Origin of the sequence: Legionella pneumophila subsp. fraseri (assembly GCF_000586315.1) — a bacterium.
GTDB classification, from domain to species: Bacteria; Pseudomonadota; Gammaproteobacteria; order Legionellales; family Legionellaceae; genus Legionella; species Legionella pneumophila_B.
Window position 1 is genome coordinate 170,853 of the sequence record NZ_KK074227.1, and the last position, 17,622, is coordinate 188,474.

Consider the following 17,622-nt stretch of genomic DNA (forward strand, 5'->3'; position numbering starts at 1 on the left):
TCTTGATCATCAGAGGTGTGTTGCTCGCTGCGGTTCTTGCGGGTGGGCCCTTGTGGGAGGGAAACCATGCTAGAGTTTGCCGAATTTCAGCAAAATGCATTGAAATTAACAGATCAATTAAAGAGGCGCAGCATACCATCCTTAGGATGTTTTTGTTTTTTTTCAGTGATATTACCCAATTCAGCTGCCATTGAAGATACTCATACGATTAAATTGGTTGCCTATAGCCTGGACAGCGAGAATGATGATGACTTACTCGCTTATCTTAAGGGTATCACAAGATATTCTGCTGTAACCCCAAAAAATATTAACGAATTCAAAAAAAAGGTACTGACTGGAATTTATTTAATGATGTGGTCACATTATAGCTCTACTGTTTCGAATTTAATGAATAGTACTTTGGTTGAGCTATTTCAAAGAGATTTGCAAGTGAGTTCCCCACAAAAGATGAGTGATACTTTATTTGATTCCAGTTTGGAGGCTTTAAGTCAATATTGTTCATTTGCCTATCAAAATCGTAATGAACGAATTTATGACAACTTAATTCGCCGTTTAGGTACAACGGTGCAAGCAGATATTCATACCTTACGTCTTTCCAGGGAGAAACAGGAAACTTCATTCTATGATATTTATAAAGGAATTATGCGTACTTTAGGACTTAATAGCGTGTTTTAGACAGGAGACACTATGACTTTTACTCCGCCCGAGTTCAAAATATTAAGTGTAAATGCTCGTAACTTAGAGACCGTATTCTCTACCTTGTTAGGTAGGTATAAAATTATTACTGATCCTCCTGTATCTGAAGCGGTATCAAGTAGTGAGCTAATTAGAAATACCCTGGAAACATTATTGGCCAGGACCCATAAGGTTGTGATTTGTAAAACAGACAGGGAAACTGCCAGAGATGTCTTTAAGCAGTTAAGTAATGAGTTGCGTGAAGTTTTAAAAGAAAATAATGAGGAAAAAAATAAACAAGCCATCTTGTTTTTGTTAGGCGCTTTGCTTCATCGCTATTTTAGACTGATTAAAGAGTATGATAATTTTAATTCATACATTCCTGTCCCATCATTTTTTTTTAAATATAAAGCACCATCTGATGTAAAAGATTGTCGATTGTTTCAAGCAATAAGACTCGCTTTAGGTTTACCTGAAGAGATGGAGAAGAATTATAGAATAAATGATCTGAAAATTATTGATGTAACAACGATTGTAACTGCTTTAGAAACATTTCGTGATAATATGCAATTGATTGTAGGTAAGGATGAAGGGAAAATGCCGCGTTATAAAAGCTATCCTCATTTTGCGGCAGACAAGAACTTTGAAACTTATTTACAAGAAATTATTGATGAGCATAAAAGACGTAATCCTGTTGTTTTAAATCAATTCAAAGCCATAAGTTTCATTCAATCGTTAGTAAAACAAATTGAAGAAGAGCAACGGCAAATCGAAGAGGCTTTGACTCATTTAGGCAAATTTCTGCCAAAAACTTGTTCCGATTTTAAAACTTTATCTTCAGAACTGATGGAAGAGCAAATAAAAGCTCAAATTGAATCGAACGTTCTACAAGAGAAAATTATAGACTTATTGTATACCGGACATATCCAGGAAAATTTTAGCACGATGGATTGCGGTTCGTTTATTGAAGCAATGAAAAATTGTAATAACAGTCTTGCAAGATATCGGGCTTTGGGTGGCTTTTGTTTGTTATTACAAAACGAGGGTGTAAAAGAGCAATTGCGGTTTTGCATTCACCAGGCTCTGGGTGTGGAAATAAATCCCAATGAGTTGACTGATAAGGATATGCTTGATGCAATCAGGCTTCTTAAAACATATTTTGAAGCTAATCCTAAAGTTGAGCTTAATTTTGATTTTTTTGGTGGAAAAGGACCAATGAATACATTCATTCTTCAAACAGAATTGGCTTTAGCTAAAAAAGTTCAAGCATTAAACAAAGCCCAGGAAGACAATGTAGAAACTCGCACTACTGCTTTATTTGTATGATGCGCATATGTAGCTTGTTCTGGAAATATGATCTCATAATACTGGAGTCCTGAATTAGGACTCCAGTGTTTTTATCCAAAATGATAATCTTAATCATTGCTTGGAAAATTCCATTACTCCATCTTTATAAGATACAATGATGGTTTCCCCTGATTTGAATTTTCCAGTCAATAATGATTGCGCCAGTGGATTCTCTAATTTTTGCTGAATGGTACGTTTTAAGGGGCGGGCACCATAGACCGGATCAAAACCTGCTTCAGCCAAATGAGATAAAGCCTCACTTGTGACTTCAAGAGTGATGTTTTGTTGTTTCAGCCGATGATGTAAATAGTTAATCTGGATTGCAGCAATTTTTGCAATTTGTTCTTTTGTCAGGGAATGGAATACCACCGATTCATCAATTCTGTTGATAAATTCAGGTCTGAAATGTTGGCTGACTAAATCCATTACCGCAGCCTTAATCTGATCGTAATCAAATTTGCTGCTCATTTCCTGAATGAGTTGAGATCCCAGATTAGAGGTCATAACAATAACGGTATTCCTAAAGTCAACAGTACGTCCCTGACCATCTGTTAAACGGCCATCATCCATAACTTGAAGCAGAATATTAAATACGTCGGTATGAGCTTTTTCTACTTCATCGAGCAAGATAACAGAATAGGGCCTGCGCCTGACTGCCTCAGTTAAATAGCCACCTTCTTCATATCCTACGTAGCCAGGAGGCGCGCCGATTAAGCGCGCAACAGAGTGTTTTTCCATAAATTCAGACATATCAATGCGCACCATAGCCTCTTCCGTATCAAAAAGAAAAGAAGCAAGTGCTTTACATAATTCAGTTTTTCCCACACCAGTTGGCCCCAGAAAAAGAAATGAACCAATTGGCCGATTAGGATCAGACAGGCCTGCACGTGACCTTCTTATGGCATTAGAAACAGCATCTACTGCTTCATTTTGGCCGATGAGTCTGCTGTGCAAAGCCTCTTCCATTTTCAGTAATTTTTCCTTTTCTCCCTCCATCATTTTAGATACAGGGATCCCTGTCCATTTTGAAACAACTTCTGCGATCTCATCTTCGGTGACTTTATTGCGTACCAACTTTGTTTCCATAGCATCGACGGAAGAGACCTGGCTTAATCTCTTTTCCAGCTCGGGTATACGTCCATATTGTAATTCAGACATACGACTTAAATCTCCTGCTCTCCTGGCAGTTTCCATTTCCAGTTTGGCTTGTTCAAGTGCTTCCTTGATTTGGGTGGACCCTTGCATGGTCGCTTTTTCAGCTTTCCAAATCTCCTCTAAGTCTGAATAATTTTGCTCTAATTCATCGATACTTTTTTGTAAATCAACAAGTCTTTTTTTAGACGCTTCGTCATTTTCCTTTTTCAATGCTTCACGCTCGATTTTTAGCTGAATCAAACGTCGTTCCAGTTTATCCATACTTTCAGGTTTTGAATCAATTTCCATCCGGATTAAGCTGGCTGCTTCATCAATTAAATCAATGGCTTTGTCGGGTAGTTGGCGGTCACTGATATATCGATGGGATAGCGTTGCTGCAGCAACCAAAGCAGGATCTGTAATTTCAACTCCATGGTGAACTTCATATCGTTCTTTAAGACCCCTTAATATAGCAATGGTGTCTTCCACACTGGGTTCATCGACCAGTACTTTTTGAAAGCGTCTTTCAAGGGCAGCATCTTTTTCAATGTATTGTCGGTATTCGTCTAATGTCGTAGCCCCAATGCAATGCAATTCACCTCTAGCCAATGCTGGTTTGAGCATATTCCCGGCATCCATAGCTCCTTCAGCCTTGCCAGCGCCGACCATAGTATGCAATTCATCAATAAACAATATGATTTGACCTTCTTGTTTTGCCAAATCATTAAGAACTCCTTTTAAACGTTCTTCAAACTCTCCGCGATATTTTGCACCCGCGATCAAAGCTCCCATGTCCAGTGCCAGTAAGCGTTTATTCTTTAATCCTTCAGGCACTTCACCATTAATAATTCGTTGCGCCAAACCTTCTACTATAGCTGTTTTACCTACACCAGGTTCACCTATTAATACAGGGTTATTTTTGGTTCTTCTTTGCAATACCTGGATGGTGCGTCGAATTTCATCATCTCGTCCAATAACTGGGTCTAGTTTTCCTTGCTCAGCACGTTCAGTCAAATCCAGGGTATATTTTTCAAGGGCTTGTCGCTGTTCCTCTGCATTTGGATCATTAACAGTTTCTCCGCCTCTTAACTCATCAATCGCTTTTTCAATGGCTTTGTTGTCACCTCCGGCTTGCTTGAGTATTTTCGCAAGGTTACTATCCTCATTTATCGCTGCTAATATAAAAAGCTCACTTGAAATAAAGTTATCTTTTCTTTGTTGCGATAATTTGTCAGTCAGGTTAAGTAGTCTATTCAACGCATTAGATATATGAATATCTCCTCCGGTACCTGATACTTTAGGGAGTTTATCCAGAGCTTGGTCAATTAAGGTTCTTAATAGTGGTATATTAACACCCGCTTTACTGAGAAGAGGTCTGCAACTTCCACCTTGTTGATCGAGTAAGGCTTTCATTAAATGTTCTGGTTCTATAAATCCATTATCTCTACCTAAGGCCAGGGATTGGGCCTCTGCAAGAGCCATTTGAAACTTTGATGTTAGTTTGTCCATTCGCATAGGAACACCTTTCTAGTTATTTTAGGGTATTAATTCTAGTTTACATGCCATAAAATGGGTATTATTTACATTTTTTCAAGAGTTTTTTATGAATAATGAGTCATCTTCTAATTCTAATTTGGATTCACAAGCTTTGCTTAATCAGTTGGTAATTGACTATCTCAAAGAAAAGAAAAGAAAACGTCTATGGAGATGGATTATAAGAGCTATTATCCTGGTCGCATTAATTTATTCATCTTATAAAATCGTTTCAGTCGCCAAAACCACAGAAGCATCCAAGGATAAAGAGCATATTGGCTTAATTGATATTAACGGTGAAATTGCGGATTCCAGTTCCGCAAGTGCAGATAATTTCACTAAAGGGATTGAGAAGGCATATAAAAGTAAAGGATTAAAGGCATTAATTGTCCGGATAAATAGCCCTGGAGGCAGCCCTGTACAGGCAGAATATATTTATAATGTTTTGCAATATTACAAAAGTATAAAACCAAACATTAAAACTTACGCTGTTTGTGTCGATATGTGTGCATCCGCTGCTTATTATGTTGCTGTTGGCGCGGATGAAATATACGCAAGCCCTGCAAGCATGGTCGGTTCAATTGGTGTTTTATATAATGGTTTTGGTTTTGTTGATGCAATGCAGAAGCTTGGTATTTCACGCAGGTTACAAACCTCAGGCGTCAATAAAGCGTTCCTGGATCCTTTTTCCCCAACTACTGAATTTCAGAAAGAAAAACTGCAAACCATGCTTGATATAGTACATAAACAATTTATTACGCGTGTCAAAGAAGGAAGAGGGAATAGATTAAAGATTAATGAGGAAACCTTTTCCGGGCTATTTTGGACTGGTGAACAAGCGTTGGCTAATGGTTTAATTGATGGTTATGCCAGTAGTGGGCAGTTGGCACGAGAGGTAATTAAAATTACTGATATGGTGGACTATACTTACAAGCAAAATGTCTTTGACCGCTTGACTAAAAATTTGGGCACTGCGATGGCAGATGAGTTACCAGTAGTTTTAGGAATTAAGCCGGGATTGAGATAGGAGTTGTTTTTTAACGCTCAAGAGAAGTATTTATCCGCTTTCTCATCTGCGAGAAAGCGGATATTTGAAAATAATTTAAAATCGATAAGCCTAACTGATCGTCTTAGTAGACTTAAATTGACAACTTATTTTAAAACGGGTGATATTGTTTGCAAAAGTGACTTAAATACCTTAGGAGTTCCAGCGACTACATCGCCATAATTTAGGAAATCTTCTCCTCCCTGGACATCACTTATGAGTCCCCCAGCTTCTCGGATCAGTAAGGCTCCCGCAGCAATATCCCATGGGCGTAAACCAAACTCCCAGAAACCATCCAGACGACCGCTTGCAACATAAGCCAAGTCAAGAGCAGCAGAACCTGTTCTTCTAACTCCAGCACATTTTCCAAGCAAGGCTTCAAAGGTTGGCAAATATCGCTGGGCAAGAGTTACATCACGAAAATGAAAACCTGTACCTAACAGCGAAGCAGTGAGTTGGGTTTGCTTGGACACACGGATTCTTCTATCGTTTAGCCTCGCCCCGCGTCCTCTGCTTGCAGCAAAACACTCATGGCGCAGAGGATCGTAAATAACACCATGCTCCAGACGATTCTTAATTTTTAGAGCTATGGATACAGAATAAAAGGGAAAGCCATGAAGATAATTTGAGGTGCCATCCAGAGGGTCAATGATCCAGACTGTATCACTATCACTTTGCTGAATACCGCTTTCCTCCGCAAGAATTCCATGCTCTGGATAGGCTTTATGTATCGCATTAATAATCACTTGCTCCGCTTTAATGTCCACTTCACTAAAATATTCATGGCTGTTTTTGGGAGTTATTTTTAAACGATCAACTTGTTCTACATAACGATTAATGATTTCACCAGCCTGTCGCGCAGCATTGACAGCAATATTTAAAAGTGGTTCCATGGATATACTCTTTAGCTATAAAATCAGCAATTCTAACACATTTTTTTTAAACAAAGAGAAGTTCAATTAATAAATCCTATGATATAGTTATCTATTGTATTTGGAATAATTTTTTATGAAGTTAAGTTCTATTCGAATCGTTTTGGTTTCAACTTCCCATCCTGGTAATATAGGCTCCACTGCAAGAGCCATGAAAACCATGGGGCTAAGTACATTGTACCTGGTTAGTCCAAAGTCATTTCCTGATCTCAAAGCAAAAGAAATGGCTGCCGGAGCTGATGATGTTCTGGATGCAGCTATTGTTACAAATACTTTGGATGATGCTTTAATTGGATGTCAGTTGATTTTAGGGACGAGTGCCAGGCCACGGGGACTGTCATTGCCTGGATTAATTCCAGCTTCCTGTGCAGAATTAATAAATCAACAATCAGATAATACTCAAGTGGCTATTGTATTTGGTAGAGAACACGCAGGTCTTACTAATGAAGAGCTGTTAAAATGTCACTACCATATCAATATCCCAAGCAATCCTGACTACAGTTCATTAAATTTAGCTCAGGCAGTACAAATTATAGCTTATGAGCTTCGTATGAAGTTATTATCACCGCGCGCTGAAGTAGCTTTGCGCAATGAAGAGCAGGCTACAGCCGATGAAATAGAGCAATTTTATGAGCATCTGAAAGAAGTTTTTATTGAAATTAAATTTTTAAGACCCTCTAATCCGAGGAGATTAATGCAAAGAGTGAGGCGGCTGTTTAATAGAATCAACCTTGAAAAAATGGAGGTTAGTATTTTAAGAGGTATGCTTAGCCAGGTTCAGAAATCATTGGAGTGGGCAAGGAAAGACAATAGGAGCAATAAAATTGGCAATAAAACCGATTTATTTTGATTATATGGCAACAACACCTGTTGATCCTCGTGTTGTTGAGCAAATGATAAAATATTTGGGTCCTGAAGGGGATTTTGGTAATCCTGCATCAGCAACTCATGAGTATGGGAGAGTTGCTTCTATGGCAGTTGAGCAGGCACGTTCTCAAATTGCAGAAACTATTAACGCTTCCCCTCAGGAAATAGTGTTTACATCAGGCGCTACAGAAGCGGATAATTTGGCTATTTTAGGAGCTGCCCGGTTTTATAAAAATAAAGGAATGCATCTTGTTACTATGAGCACTGAGCATAAGGCCGTGCTTGACAGTTTTCATCAATTGGAAAAAGAAGGGTTTCAAGTCACCTATCTTAATCCAGAATCAGATGGTTTGTTGGCCCTTGAGAAACTGGAATCAGCCCTTAGGCCAGATACTATTCTGGTTTCTATTATGCATGTTAATAATGAAATTGGTGTCATACAAGATATTGCCTCTATTGGTGAGTTATTAAGAAACAAGGGAATTATATTTCATGTTGATGCTGCTCAAAGCGCAGGTAAATTACCAATCGATTTAAGCCAGCTTTCAGTTGATTTGATGTCGTTTTCTGCTCATAAAAACTATGGACCTAAAGGGGTAGGGGCTTTATATGTCAGGCATAAGCCAAGGATTCGTTTACAGGCTTTAAGCTATGGTGGTGGACACGAGGGAGGATTGCGATCAGGGACTTTAGCCACCCATCAAATCGTTGGTATGGGGGAAGCTTTTATTATTGCGGAAGCTGAAAGAAATACTGAGCAGACACGTATTCTAAGTTTTCGTAAACAATTGTGGGAAGGAATACAACATTTGCCTGCTGTTAGGCTAAATGGACATGCAGACAGACGTATCGCAGGAAATCTGAATGTGAGTTTTGTTGGATTAAATGGAGATTCATTGTTGTTTGCTTTAAATGAATTGGCGGTGTCGACTACTTCTGCTTGTTCTTCCGCCAGTATTCAACCATCTTATGTCTTAAGAGCAATTGGTTTAACTGATACGGAGGCGCAATCAGCTATTCGTTTATCCATAGGACGGTTTACTTCAGCGGAGCAAATAAAGAAAGCAATTGATATAATTTGCACACAAGTAAGTCGGCTTCACGAATTATCACCATTATGATGTATAATAAAATTGTACAGGATTATTTTTTTCAGCCTCAACATAAAGGTACGCTGGATTTAAATGATCCTTTTGTAATAGGTGTACAAAGTCAACCGGCTAATCAACTGAATACGGTGCATTTTTATATAAAATATGACAAAGACAAGACCATATCCAGGGCCAGATTTAAAACGAATGGCAATCCTTATGTTATCGCGGCAATGGAATGGGTATGTTGTCAGATTGAAGGTAAAACTTTGGAAGCACTGCCATTAATTGATTTTCAGATTTTAATTAATGTATTACAGATGCCTAACAGTCAGTATCCTGTAGCAGTCCAGATCGAGAGCATATACAAAGAAGCATTGACTTTGATGCGTAAGAAATTTGAGAGGTAAAGCAATGAGTGTAGAAATACAACAAGCGAGCAGTACTAACCCCAACATCACTTTCAGTGAATCGGCAATAAAGCACCTGGTCTCCTATCTGGAGAAAAACCCAGGAAACAAGGGGGTAAGATTGTCTGTAAAAAAGACGGGATGTTCGGGATTGTCTTATGTAGTAGACTATGTAAAAGAACCTTCAGAAGGAGATATGGTAGCATCTTTATCTAAGGATTATCTGATATGCGTTGATAAAACAAGTTATCCATTTCTTAAAAATATGCAAGTTGATTATGTGAAACAAGGCTTAAATTATAAATTTATTTTTAATAATCCTAATCAGACTGGGCAATGTGGCTGTGGAGAGAGTTTTACTGTGAGTTAGTAAAATATCCCAAAAATCAAAAATGCCTCCTTAATAATATTATTAATAAGCGACTGGCTTGAATCCTTTATTAAAGAAGGTCGCTCTGTCAATTTTGTGATTTAATTCTCTTTATTAATTAAATTATTAATACCTGAAATATTTCCGATTATAAAGGAAATGTTTATCTCTTTAATGCTTAATAATTATTATTTCAAAAGTAAATTTTTAGAAAAATAAGTGCAATTATTTTTACAAACCTAACCAAAATGATACAATAGAGACTTAATAATTCCTTAATAAATGAATATCATTAAAACAATGTTTACACTCTTTGAGATATTTGATATTATATCGGTCATGGTGTTAGAGCCAAATTAATGTGCTGGACATGAATTATGTTCATTAAATTTGTATTAGGAGATTAAAATGAGTGCAGTTATGCAACAAGTGACACAAGGTAATGATGCCCTGTCACATCAAGTAGTTAGCGCGGTGAAAGGTTATTTAACAAGCGTTGGCAGTAAAGATGCTAATTTAAACTTGTATCAATTAATTGTTGAGGAAGTAGAAGCGCCTTTATTCCGTACTGTTATGGAATTAACTCGCTATAACCAATCAAAAGCTGCTCGAGTTCTTGGTGTAAGTCGTGGGACTTTGCGTACTAAATTAAAGCGTTATTTTGATGATGAATTCATTGGTACCCGTGATTTTTAATTCAGCTATTTAGTTAATATTTTCCAAGTTCAGTTATTCTTCGCGGTATTCTAATAGAAATTCATCGTTAATTATGGCCTTTGCCTGGGCACTCTGCTAATATTGAAATCAGAGTCGGTCAGGCAATCGCTCCTTGCCTAAAGGCAAGGGGAGGAAAGTCCGGGCTCCATAGGGCAGAGTGCCAGGTAACTCCTGGGAGGTGTGAGCCTACGGAAAGTGCCACAGAAAATATACCGCCTGCTATTCCTTTTGGAGTCGTAGGTAAGGGTGAAATGGTGCGGTAAGAGCGCACCGCGCGGTTGGTAACAATCGTGGCAGGGAAAACCCCACTCGGAGCAAGACCAAATAGGAATCCATTTGACTGCAAAGTCATAACGTATGGCCCATACGGGATTCGGGTAGGTCGCTTGAGGCATGCGGTGACGCATGCCCCAGATGAATGGTTGCCCACGACAGAACCCGGCTTATCGACCGACTCCTTTTCTCAAGCCAGTAGATTTTCCGTTTTTTGGTATTATCCTGATCTAATTCAATATAGAGTGTTGTATTTAAAACCTTTCATCCAAGATGTTTTTTTAATAATAGATTGATTTGCTCGGGGTTTGCTTTCCCTTTCGTTTGCTTCATCACTTGCCCGATAAAAAAAGCTAATAATTTCTCTTTACCGGCTTTGTATTCTGTAACTTGCTCTGGGTATTGTTTGATTATTTGTCCAACTATTTCTTCTAGCGCTGAGTTGTCATTATGTTGCTGATAGCCTTCACGTTCAATAATGGCATCAATGTCTTCTTCACCTGCGCAAAGCATACTGAAAATATTTTTAGCAATACTGGAAGAGATATGTTTCTCTTGAATTTTGCTAAGGAAAGCAGCCATGGTTTGAGCTGAAATTGGTGGTGTTTCAAAGGTTAGGTTATGTTCATTAAGAAAGGCGGCGTATTGGCCTTTTAACCAGTTAATAATTGTTTTATCAGGAGCCGGACAAAGGGATTTAATTTTTTTGTAATATTGATAAGTATCCGGTGATGATAATATGAAATGAATGTCTTCATCATTTAGGGACAGAGTGCTTTTTAACTCGTTATAAATTGCTTCAGGTAAATCCGGCAGGTTGTTTTTAATCTCTTCAATTTGTTCTTTGCTGATATGAATTGGCAATAAATCAGGATCGGGAAAATAACGATAATCATTTTCATTTTCCTTGCCTCTCATCGCCTGAGTTGTGTTATTGTCAGGATTGTAAAGACGAGTCTCCTGGATGACTGACAGGCCACTTTCCAATATGTCTTGATGTCTTGCTTGCTCATAAGCAATGGCTTTCTCAATAAAACGAAAGGAATTCAGATTCTTAAGCTCTGTTCGCGTGCCTAAAACTGAGCTGCCTTTAGGTTTTATAGACAGGTTGACGTCACAACGAAAGGAGCCTTCTTGCATATTGCCATCGCATATTCCCAGGAATCTCACTAATTGATGCAGTGCTTTCAAATAGCTGACAGCTTCTTCAGCAGAATACAAGCAAGGAGTTGTTACTATTTCCAATAGCGGGGTACCTGCTCTGTTGAGATCGATTCCGGTATAATCAGCATGGGCATTGTGTATGGATTTGCCAGCGTCCTCTTCCAGATGAGCACGTGCAATGTAGACTGTTTTTTCCAGGCCACTATCAAGAGGGATATTTAAATAGCCATCAGTAACAATAGGTTTTTGGTACTGACTGATTTGATACCCTTTGGGTAGATCAGGATAGAAATAATTTTTTCGTTCAAAAACGGAGAGATCATTAATGGTTCCATGAATTGCCAGGCCAAATTGAATAGCCATTACGATGGCCTCTTCATTTAATACAGGAAGAACACCGGGCAAACCAGCATCAATAAAACTCGTTTGCGAGTTAGGTGTGGCACCAAAAGCGGTAGATGCTCCTGAAAATAGCTTTGATTTGGTTTTTAATTGAGCATGTACTTCAAGACCAATGACGGTATCCCATTCCATATATCACCCTTGCTTGTTAGGATTGGCTAAATGCCAGTTGGTATGTTGCTGATAATGATGTGCGATTGCAAGCAAACGACTTTCACTAAAGTGCTTGCCCATTAATTGCAAACCAATTGGTAGCTTATTTTCAAAACCAGTTGGTATAGAAACAGCAGGCAGGCCTCCGAGATTAGCCGCTACAGTAAATACATCTGCCAAATAATTTTGTATGGGATCATCTATTTTTTCACCCAGTTTAAAAGCGACGGTAGGGGTTGTTGGTCCAAGGATAACATCTACAGAATTTAAAGTTGTGATTAATTCATCTCGAATCAAGCGCCTGACTTTTTGTGCATGCAAATAGTAGGCGTCAAAAAAACCTGATGAGAGCACATGGGTTCCAGTTAGGATTCGGCGCTTTACTTCATTACCAAAACCTTCACTTCGAGAGTTAGTGATTAATTCAATTAAGCTTGATGCGGATTTGCTACGGTGGCCAAATCTTATGCCATCATAACGCGAAAGGTTTGATGAAGCTTCTGCGCAAGCGATAACATAGTAGCATGGTACCCACAGTGGCTGAAGTTTCAAATCAATTTCAATTATTTCAGCGCCAAGGCTCTCGAATAGTTTCACAGCCGCATGTATGGCATTTTGGATGCCTTTTTCGACTTGGGGTTGAAAAAAACAGGAAGGAAGTCCTATTCGTATTTTATCTATTGGTTTTTTAATTTCTGCTGAATAATCAGATATGACTGTATCAACCGACGTGGAATCTCTACTATCAAATCCAGCCATACAGTGAAGTATTATGGCAAGATCTTCCGCTGACCTGGCAAATGGGCCCGCTTGATCAAGGCTTGAGGCAAAGGCAACCATTCCGTATCGGGAGACTAATCCATAGGTGGGTTTTATCCCACTGACCCCGCAAAATGCTGCTGGTTGACGAATTGAGCCACCGGTATCTGAACCAATTGCAAAAGGAACCAGGTTTGCGGCAACAGCTGCGGCGGAACCACCTGATGATCCACCTGGCACTCTTTCCTTATCCCACGGGTTTTTTACAGGGCCAAAATAACTGTTTTCATTAGAGGAACCCATGGCAAATTCATCCATATTGGTTTTGCCAATGATAACCGAGCCATTTTGCTTGAATTTTGTGACGATAGTGGCGTCATAGGGAGCCTGAAAATTGGCCAGCATTTTCGAAGCACAAGTTGTATTTAATCGTTTTGTACAAAACAAATCCTTGAGGGCCATGGGAGTTCCAGTCAGGAGTTTTCCCTCTCCATTTTTTAGTACCAAATCAGCCGATTGCGCTTCTTTAAGAGCCTGCTCTTCATCAAGACTGATAAATGCGTTCAAGTCTTTATTACTTTGAATTTTGTTAATACAGTATTGTGTTAATTCAACACTTGAAAATTCTCGATTATGAAGAGCTTTTGATAATTGAGCCAGTGAGTATTGTTCCATTGTTATTTATCCGATGATATCACCTTGGGAACCAAATATAAGTTATCCTCAAATAAAGGCGCCATGGCTTCTAATTCAGCAAGACATTCCGCTTCTGTTATTTCATCTGGCCTTAAGCGTTGATTTAGTGCCAAGGGATGAAAAAGAGGTGCTACCTGGCTTGTATCAATTGTTTTGAGCTGGTCAACAAAATCCATGATTGCACTTACTTCTTGAGTTAATTTTGCAGAATGCTCAGAATCTTCGTTTAAATAAGCCAATTTTGAAATATTTTCAAGATCTTTAGCAGAGAGAGTCATGGCCATATCCAAATATAAGGGTTTTACATTATAGCGGTATTTTTCTAAAAATGAAGTATTAGTTTAATTATCTTTTAGTCTGTTGAGCCAGTTTGCTCTCTTTGTTCTTGGAATCCTGTTTCATCATGACTGCAATAATGTTTTTTAGAAGCAGGATTTGCAGTCTATCCTGAAGACATAAAAAGCAATGATATTGAAATGTTACAAGATTCTTGCAGAACAGTGGTTTTACAGTAGAATGAATATTTGTACGAATTAAATGATAGAGAATGGTATTCATGTTACAACAATATAAAACTCTCGGCGGTGTTCATGTTGAGTTTTCTCAACAAGAGTTGGATTATCAACAAGGCATAGACTTTCTGCTTGAGAGTCTTGATTCCCAGCGGGGAGCAGTATTTGCTTCAAGCTTTGAATATCCAGGACGCTATACTTGTTGGGACATGGGTTTTTATAATCCCCCATTAGTTATGATCTGTCAAAATAGTACTATCCGTTTAGAGGCATTAAATCAACGGGGAGAAATATTATTATCTTTTCTCTATCCGCAATTAAAAACAACAGATTCCTGGGAGATCATTAGCCAAACGGCCTTATTTTGTCAGCTAAAAATTAAATCATCAGACAAAATATTTAGTGAGGAGGAGCGAAGTCATCAACCGTCAGTATTTAGTGTAATCCGCCTCTTATTGGATTTTTTTAAAACAGAAGATGATTCTTACCTGGGTTTATATGGCGCTTTTGGGTTTGACTTGATTTATCAATTTGAGCAGTTGGAGCGGTGTAAACCAAGAAATGAAGCTCAAAGAGATATGGTACTCTATCTACCTGATGAAATTTATATCGTGAATCATCGTAAGGAAGAAGCCTTTGTTAGACGCTATGATTTTCAATATCAGGGCCGATCAACTCAATCTTTATCCAGAGAAGGAAAATATTCACCATATCAACCTATTCATAAACCTGAAAAAGGCTGTGATCATGAACCAGGCGAGTACGCTGAAGTGGTCAAGAAAGCCAAAAAAAAATTTTCCTGTGGTGATTTATTTGAAGTAGTTCCAAGCCAAACTTTCTATACTCACTTTGCTGAAAAGCCTTCAACATTATTTCGTCAAATGCGAGAAATAAACCCATCGCCATATGGTTTTTTTATTAATTTGGGCGACGAAGAATATCTGGTAGGTGCTTCACCTGAAATGTATGTACGTGTCCAAGGCAAAAGAGTAGAAACTTGCCCTATCTCGGGTACTATCAAACGGGGAGCGGATGCTATAGAGGATGCTCACAATATTCAGACATTATTAGATTCAGAGAAAGAAGCATCAGAATTAACCATGTGTACCGATGTAGACAGGAATGATAAGTCAAGAATTTGCGAAGCAGGGAGTGTGAAAGTCATTGGGCGCCGTCAAATTGAAATGTATTCCCGATTGATTCATACAGTGGATCATGTGGAGGGTATTTTAAGAGATGGATTTGATGCAGTAGATGCTTTTTTAACTCATATGTGGGTTGTTACTGTAACTGGAGCGCCTAAAATTTGGGCTATGAATTTTATTGAACAACATGAGAAATCTCCACGTAAATGGTATGCAGGAGCTGTAGGATGGTTTGGTTTTGATGGAAACTTGAATACGGGATTGGTCTTAAGAACTGTGCGAATAGAAAAAGGCGTTGCGGAAATTAGAGTTGGCGCCACTTTACTGTATGACTCTATCCCTGAAGCAGAGGAAGAGGAAACAAGATTAAAGGCTTCTGCATTTTTAGACATTTTACAAAAGCCATGGCAAAAGGCGAAAAAGAAAACAGAGGATATCCCTCTGGTAGGGAAAAATAAAAAAGTTTTACTTATCGATCATCAAGATTCCTTTGTCCATACTTTGGCAAACTATTTAAGGCAAACAGGAGCTGAAGTTACTACGGTTCGTTATGACAAGGCAATTGCCTATTTACAAAATAATCATTTTGATTTGATCGTATTATCACCTGGCCCAGGCAAACCAATTGATTTTAAGCTTTCAGAAACAATCGAGGTGATACTCTCAAAGAAAATACCATTATTCGGTGTTTGTTTGGGTCTACAAGGTATCGTTGAGTATTTTGGAGGGGTTCTGGATGTTCTTGATTATCCGATGCATGGAAAGTCCTCATTAATTAGGGTACTAAATACCAAGGGTTTGTTCTCAGGTTTAGGCGATTGTTTTAAAGCCGGAAGATACCATTCGCTCTATGCCAGATCAGCGGCTTTACCCAATGAATTATTAGTTACAGCTGTAAGTGAAGATGATGTAATTATGGCAGTATCTCATGAGTATTTACCTGTGCATGCGGTTCAGTTTCATCCAGAAACAATTTTATCTTTATCGGATCAAGTGGGTTTAAAAATAATCATCAATTTGATGAACATGGTGAAGGGCAATGGGTAAAAAAATACTGATTTTATATTTTGTATCAGTTCTATTAGGGATATTAACAGGTGCAATTGCCTCTTTATTCCAACTGACTATTCAACAAGTAGATCATCTGTTGGGGCTATTATTTCATATCGCAGAAAGTTATGGACTGCCTGTAGGAATCGTTTCCGCCTTGGTATCCATGATGATGTTATTTATCGCCTGGATGATGGTGAAATACATCGCGCCAGAAGCGGCAGGTAGTGGTGTGCAAGAAATTGAAGGCACTTTACTTCATGTGAGACCAATATTTTGGAAGCGCTTGATACCCGTAAAATTTTTTGGGGGTGTGTTAGCTATATCGGCAAAAATGGTTATGGGAAGAGAAGGGCCTACTATTCAGATGGGCGGTAATCTCGGACAAATGCTTGGAGAGTTGTTTCGGCTTACGCGCCGTCGCCGAGATACTTTAATAGCTGCTGGTTCTGCAGCTGGTTTAGCTGCAGCATTTAATGCGCCTCTGGCTGGTGTACTGTTTGTCATGGAGGAAATGCGTAACCAGTTTAATTATTCATTTACCAATTTTAAAATGGTGGTTATTTGCTGTGTCATGGCAACGATTGTTTTGCATCTTATTATAGGTTCACAACCGGCTATTCAAATGGAAGTTTTTGAATTACCCACGCTGGGGTCTTTGTGGCTATTCTTTGTTTTTGGAATATTAATGGGGTTAATTGGCTTATTATTCAATGTCACGCTTATGAGAACTGTTGGATGGTTGGATAAACAAAATCCCAAACACAAAAAATATTATATTTTAGCCGTTGGATTGTTAGTTGGTTATCTGGCTTATTCTTATCCAGATACTGTTGGAGGCGGCTATGTGATTATCAGTGAAGCACTGACTATGTCACCTGCGTTTAGTGTATTATGTAGTCTTATTGTAATCAGGTTTATAATGACGATGTTATCCTACTCAAGCGGTGTACCTGGGGGGATTTTTGCCCCAATGCTGGCTTTGGGAACATTGTTTGGATTAGGTTTTTTCCATTTGTTCCAATGGTTGAGTATGGATTTTTCAATTGAACCTGGAATGTTTGCCGTTGCAGGTATGGGAGCGCTTTTTGCAGCTGCAGTACGATCGCCAATTACTGGTGTGGTATTGGTTGTTGAAATGACTAAAAATTACTCTCTAATTCTTCCTCTTATGATCTCCTGTATTACTGCAACGATTGTAGTCCAATTAGCACGTAATGAGCCAATTTATACTCAATTATTAGAGCGAACTTTGAGGCTCAATGCAAAATGAGTCTGAATATCTCAAGATGTATTGATAGCTTAGCTATGAGTAAGAAGAATAAAGAATAAGAAGGATTCTTGTCT

At 38.5% G+C, this 17,622-nt stretch carries 15 protein-coding genes and 1 other RNA gene; 11 read left to right on the top strand and 5 right to left on the bottom strand.

Going from position 1 to position 17,622, the window contains the following annotated elements; genetic code table 11:
- Nucleotides 1-27 precede the first annotated feature (27 nt).
- Both CC34_RS0114320 and CC34_RS0114325 read left to right on the top strand, forming a co-directional pair.
- Nucleotides 28-675, top strand: a complete 648-nt coding sequence (locus tag CC34_RS0114320; protein WP_080272157.1) for a lpg1752 family Dot/Icm T4SS effector — start codon at nt 28-30, stop codon at nt 673-675.
- Nucleotides 676-687: 12 nt separating this feature from the next.
- Entirely contained in the window at nt 688-2,001 is a 1,314-nt protein-coding gene (locus CC34_RS0114325) for a lpg1751 family Dot/Icm T4SS effector (protein ID WP_027227879.1), read from the top strand.
- Between the two features lie 93 nt (nt 2,002-2,094).
- Here the strand turns inward: CC34_RS0114325 and clpB are convergent, their stop codons facing one another.
- A complete protein-coding gene (gene clpB, locus CC34_RS0114330) occupies nt 2,095-4,671 on the bottom strand; it encodes an ATP-dependent chaperone ClpB (protein ID WP_027227880.1) in 2,577 nt (858 codons plus the stop codon).
- Nucleotides 4,672-4,759: 88 nt separating this feature from the next.
- On the opposite strand from clpB, the gene CC34_RS0114335 reads away from it, so the two are divergent.
- On the top strand, nt 4,760-5,716 hold the full coding sequence (locus tag CC34_RS0114335; protein WP_027227881.1) for a S49 family peptidase: 957 nt from the start codon (nt 4,760-4,762) through the stop codon (nt 5,714-5,716).
- Between the two features lie 125 nt (nt 5,717-5,841).
- Here the strand turns inward: CC34_RS0114335 and CC34_RS0114340 are convergent, their stop codons facing one another.
- Nucleotides 5,842-6,627, bottom strand: a complete 786-nt coding sequence (locus CC34_RS0114340; protein WP_027227882.1) for an inositol monophosphatase family protein — start codon at nt 6,625-6,627, stop codon at nt 5,842-5,844.
- Nucleotides 6,628-6,742: 115 nt separating this feature from the next.
- On the opposite strand from CC34_RS0114340, the gene trmJ reads away from it, so the two are divergent.
- From trmJ to rnpB, 6 genes are all read left to right on the top strand, one after another.
- Nucleotides 6,743-7,516, top strand: coding sequence for a tRNA (cytosine(32)/uridine(32)-2'-O)-methyltransferase TrmJ (gene trmJ / locus CC34_RS0114345; RefSeq protein ID WP_028379640.1), 774 nt, complete (start codon nt 6,743-6,745; stop codon nt 7,514-7,516).
- A gap of 4 nt (nt 7,517-7,520) precedes the next feature.
- A complete protein-coding gene (locus tag CC34_RS0114350; RefSeq protein ID WP_050598236.1) occupies nt 7,521-8,654 on the top strand; it encodes an IscS subfamily cysteine desulfurase in 1,134 nt (377 codons plus the stop codon).
- On the top strand, nt 8,651-9,034 hold the full coding sequence (locus tag CC34_RS0114355; protein ID WP_028379642.1) for an iron-sulfur cluster assembly scaffold protein: 384 nt from the start codon (nt 8,651-8,653) through the stop codon (nt 9,032-9,034). Before CC34_RS0114350 ends, CC34_RS0114355 begins: the two co-directional genes overlap by 4 nt.
- Nucleotides 9,035-9,038: 4 nt before the next feature.
- Nucleotides 9,039-9,404 (top strand): HesB/IscA family protein, encoded by a 366-nt coding sequence (locus tag CC34_RS0114360; RefSeq protein WP_027227886.1) that lies wholly within the window; start codon nt 9,039-9,041, stop codon nt 9,402-9,404.
- 408 nt (nt 9,405-9,812) lie between these two features.
- Nucleotides 9,813-10,100: a helix-turn-helix domain-containing protein gene (locus CC34_RS0114365; RefSeq protein WP_027221928.1), complete on the top strand. Its 288-nt coding sequence runs from the start codon at nt 9,813-9,815 to the stop codon at nt 10,098-10,100.
- 110 nt (nt 10,101-10,210) lie between these two features.
- Nucleotides 10,211-10,583, top strand: an RNA gene (gene rnpB, locus CC34_RS1000000116760) — RNase P RNA component class A.
- A 75-nt stretch (nt 10,584-10,658) separates the two neighbouring features.
- Here the strand turns inward: rnpB and gatB are convergent.
- From gatB to gatC, 3 genes are read right to left on the bottom strand one after another with little or no spacing between them, the layout of a single operon-like run.
- Nucleotides 10,659-12,092: an Asp-tRNA(Asn)/Glu-tRNA(Gln) amidotransferase subunit GatB gene (gene gatB / locus CC34_RS0114375; protein WP_028379643.1), complete on the bottom strand. Its 1,434-nt coding sequence runs from the start codon at nt 12,090-12,092 to the stop codon at nt 10,659-10,661.
- A 3-nt stretch (nt 12,093-12,095) separates the two neighbouring features.
- Entirely contained in the window at nt 12,096-13,547 is a 1,452-nt protein-coding gene (gatA, locus tag CC34_RS0114380) for an Asp-tRNA(Asn)/Glu-tRNA(Gln) amidotransferase subunit GatA (protein WP_028379644.1), read from the bottom strand.
- Between the two features lie 2 nt (nt 13,548-13,549).
- Nucleotides 13,550-13,846 (bottom strand): Asp-tRNA(Asn)/Glu-tRNA(Gln) amidotransferase subunit GatC, encoded by a 297-nt coding sequence (gene gatC / locus CC34_RS0114385; RefSeq protein ID WP_027221920.1) that lies wholly within the window; start codon nt 13,844-13,846, stop codon nt 13,550-13,552.
- Between the two features lie 278 nt (nt 13,847-14,124).
- Here gatC and CC34_RS0114390 point away from each other — a divergent pair, with 278 nt between their 5' ends.
- Both CC34_RS0114390 and clcA read left to right on the top strand, forming a co-directional pair.
- Complete coding sequence (locus CC34_RS0114390) at nt 14,125-16,272, top strand: anthranilate synthase component I (protein ID WP_032833175.1); 2,148 nt, start codon at nt 14,125-14,127, stop codon at nt 16,270-16,272.
- On the top strand, nt 16,265-17,548 hold the full coding sequence (clcA, locus tag CC34_RS0114395) for a H(+)/Cl(-) exchange transporter ClcA (protein ID WP_027227891.1): 1,284 nt from the start codon (nt 16,265-16,267) through the stop codon (nt 17,546-17,548). The genes CC34_RS0114390 and clcA overlap by 8 nt, the downstream gene beginning before the upstream one ends.
- Nucleotides 17,549-17,622: the final 74 nt, after the last annotated feature.

Coding starts and splice junctions, on each gene's coding strand:
- CC34_RS0114325 (WP_027227879.1), top strand. CDS start 688: ATGACTTTTACTCCGCCCGAGTTCAAAATATTAAGTGTAAATGCTCGT.
- clpB (WP_027227880.1), bottom strand. CDS start 4,671: ATGCGAATGGACAAACTAACATCAAAGTTTCAAATGGCTCTTGCAGAG.
- CC34_RS0114335 (WP_027227881.1), top strand. CDS start 4,760: ATGAATAATGAGTCATCTTCTAATTCTAATTTGGATTCACAAGCTTTG.
- CC34_RS0114340 (WP_027227882.1), bottom strand. CDS start 6,627: ATGGAACCACTTTTAAATATTGCTGTCAATGCTGCGCGACAGGCTGGT.
- trmJ (WP_028379640.1), top strand. CDS start 6,743: ATGAAGTTAAGTTCTATTCGAATCGTTTTGGTTTCAACTTCCCATCCT.
- CC34_RS0114350 (WP_050598236.1), top strand. CDS start 7,521: ATGGCAACAACACCTGTTGATCCTCGTGTTGTTGAGCAAATGATAAAA.
- CC34_RS0114355 (WP_028379642.1), top strand. CDS start 8,651: ATGATGTATAATAAAATTGTACAGGATTATTTTTTTCAGCCTCAACAT.
- CC34_RS0114360 (WP_027227886.1), top strand. CDS start 9,039: ATGAGTGTAGAAATACAACAAGCGAGCAGTACTAACCCCAACATCACT.
- CC34_RS0114365 (WP_027221928.1), top strand. CDS start 9,813: ATGAGTGCAGTTATGCAACAAGTGACACAAGGTAATGATGCCCTGTCA.
- gatB (WP_028379643.1), bottom strand. CDS start 12,092: ATGGAATGGGATACCGTCATTGGTCTTGAAGTACATGCTCAATTAAAA.
- gatA (WP_028379644.1), bottom strand. CDS start 13,547: ATGGAACAATACTCACTGGCTCAATTATCAAAAGCTCTTCATAATCGA.
- gatC (WP_027221920.1), bottom strand. CDS start 13,846: ATGACTCTCTCTGCTAAAGATCTTGAAAATATTTCAAAATTGGCTTAT.
- CC34_RS0114390 (WP_032833175.1), top strand. CDS start 14,125: ATGTTACAACAATATAAAACTCTCGGCGGTGTTCATGTTGAGTTTTCT.
- clcA (WP_027227891.1), top strand. CDS start 16,265: ATGGGTAAAAAAATACTGATTTTATATTTTGTATCAGTTCTATTAGGG.